Below are 365 nucleotides of genomic sequence, written 5' to 3' on the forward strand. Positions count from 1 at the left end.
TGCGCCTTTCACCACCACCTAAATTAACTCGCTTTGGCTCATTAGATTTAGATGGAGCACTTGGCGCTATTGGGTAGGTATGAATGTTAAATAGGATTTCTGTTATTTGTTGGTTTTTTAATTCTTTAATCGAACTAGAAAACACATTTGCTGAAAAGCTAATAAAAATAAATAGGGCAAGTAAATACAGGCTCAAGCCAAGCGTAAAGCCTGTATTTTTAAACCATTTTGCTAGGGTGCTTTTTTTGTCCATCGGCTGCTCCAATACGGCGCAGCGGTTAATTTATTGAATCCTTCCGAGAAAACCCATTGATCGACGCGAAGCGGCGTCGGTGGGATGAATCGGAATAACTAGCCCTGTTCTT

At 40.5% G+C, this 365-nt stretch carries 1 pseudogene; it reads right to left on the minus strand.

Annotated features, from left to right (window positions below):
- Positions 1-253: pseudogene (locus tag AAEZ18_RS18450) on the minus strand (hypothetical protein); the annotation flags it as partial.
- Positions 254-365: the final 112 nt, after the last annotated feature.

The organism is Pseudoalteromonas sp. 19-MNA-CIBAN-0066 (genome assembly GCF_040308705.1).
GTDB lineage: Bacteria > Pseudomonadota > Gammaproteobacteria > Enterobacterales > Alteromonadaceae > Pseudoalteromonas > Pseudoalteromonas nigrifaciens.